1 protein-coding gene is annotated in these 954 nt (G+C 70.1%); it reads left to right on the top strand.

The features are described 5' to 3' along the window. Positions 1–944: L-serine ammonia-lyase (locus ABFX81_RS42105; protein ID WP_346139708.1), on the top strand; the 944-nt coding region annotated here is incomplete at its 5' end. Positions 945–954 lie beyond the last annotated feature (10 nt).

Raw genomic sequence — 954 nt, 5'->3', positions numbered from 1 at the left:
CGAAGACGTACTACTCGGTCGGCGGCGGCTTCGTCGTCGACGAGGAGGCGGTGGGCGCGGACCGCATCAAGCTCGACGACACCGTCCTGAAGTACCCCTTCCGCACGGGCGACGAGCTGCTGCGCATGGCCCAGGAGACGGGCCTGTCGATCTCCGCGCTGATGCTGGAGAACGAGCGGGCCTGGCGCACCGAGGAGGAGATCCGCGCCGGCCTGCTGGAGATCTGGCGGGTGATGGAGGCGTGCGTGGCGCGCGGCATGTCCCGCGAGGGCATCCTGCCGGGCGGTCTGAAGGTGCGCCGCCGGGCCGCGAACACCGCCCGCAAGCTGCGCTCCGAGGGCGACCCGAAGGCCCTCGCCATGGAGTGGATCACCCTCTACGCAATGGCGGTCAACGAGGAGAACGCCGCCGGGGGCCGGGTCGTCACCGCCCCCACCAACGGCGCGGCCGGCATCATCCCGGCGGTCCTGCACTACTACATGAACTTCGTGCCCGGCGCCGACGAGGAGGGCGTGGTCCGCTTCCTGCTCGCCGCGGGCGCGATCGGCATGCTGTTCAAGGAGAACGCGTCCATCTCCGGCGCCGAGGTCGGCTGCCAGGGCGAGGTCGGCTCGGCCTGCTCGATGGCCGCGGGCGCCCTGGCCGAAGTGCTCGGCGGCTCCCCCGAGCAGGTCGAGAACGCCGCCGAGATCGGCATGGAACACAACCTCGGACTGACCTGCGATCCCGTGGGCGGCCTGGTCCAGATCCCGTGCATCGAACGCAACGGCATGGCCGCCGTGAAGGCCGTCACGGCCGCCCGCATGGCCATGCGCGGCGACGGCTCCCACAAGGTGTCCCTGGACAAGGTCATCAAGACCATGAAGGACACCGGCGCCGACATGTCGGTCAAGTACAAGGAAACCGCACGGGGCGGACTCGCCGTCAACATCATCGAGTGCTGAGCGAGGCCCG

The sequence above is a fragment of the Streptomyces coeruleofuscus genome, from assembly GCF_039532725.1.
Lineage (GTDB): Bacteria > Actinomycetota > Actinomycetes > Streptomycetales > Streptomycetaceae > Streptomyces > Streptomyces coeruleofuscus.
This window is presented reverse-complemented; position numbering and strand designations above follow the sequence as displayed.